General features: G+C 70.1%; 1 protein-coding gene. It reads right to left on the reverse strand.

Annotated features, from left to right (window positions below; translation table 11 throughout):
* Positions 1 to 130: 130 nt before the first annotated feature.
* Positions 131 to 733 (reverse strand): DUF6232 family protein (locus CCN44_RS39740; protein ID WP_331478629.1); only part of this gene is annotated, 603 nt, incomplete at its 5' end.

Raw genomic sequence — 733 nt, forward strand, 5'->3', positions numbered from 1 at the left:
TCGGCGAGCGCCGCGACCAGCGCCGGGTCCGTCCCGGCCGCGCCGGTGCCCACCTGGGTCTTGACGATGCCCTGGTTGCCCTGGCCGCCGTACATGTTCACGTTGTCGCCGTAGTAGTAGGTGTTGCCGGTCATCGCGTGATCCCCACGTTTCCGTTGCCTCCGTACATGTTGACGTTGTCGCCGAAGTAGTAGTGGTGCGGTGAGACGGTGAGGCGTTCCACCGTCACCCGGAACTCGGTGTCGGGGTGGTCGATGGCGTACGAGATCTGGCCGACGAGCTGGTCCAGGTGGCGCGGGTCGCGGCTGGTGACCAGGCCGGTGGAGGAGCCGGACGTCTCGACGGCGAGGACGTAGTGGGGCTGGGCCGTCAGGACGGACATCATGTCGACGAAGAAGTAGATGACGGCGGCCAGGGCCAGGAACCAGACCCAGCTCACGTAGCCGGCCGCGCCCGAGTCGGCCCCTCCGAACGTCAGCGAGGGCAGGCTCGGCAGCATGGCGATGAACCCGACGGCCAGCGTTCCGGCGGCGTACCGCAGGAACCGCAGGAACGCCTCCTTGCGCCTGGGCCGCAGCATGAAGGTGTAGACGCGGGCGATGCTGTGCAGCGGGTAGACGGCCGAGCCGATCCACAGGATCCGCTTGCTGACCCGCAGCTCGACGGGGGCCGGCGGGGCGGTACGCGCGGGCGGCGGCACGTCCGGCATGGGCGGCCCGGAGCGGGCGGGGGC

Source organism: Streptomyces tricolor (assembly GCF_002155905.1).
In the GTDB taxonomy this organism is placed as follows: domain Bacteria; phylum Actinomycetota; class Actinomycetes; order Streptomycetales; family Streptomycetaceae; genus Streptomyces; species Streptomyces tricolor.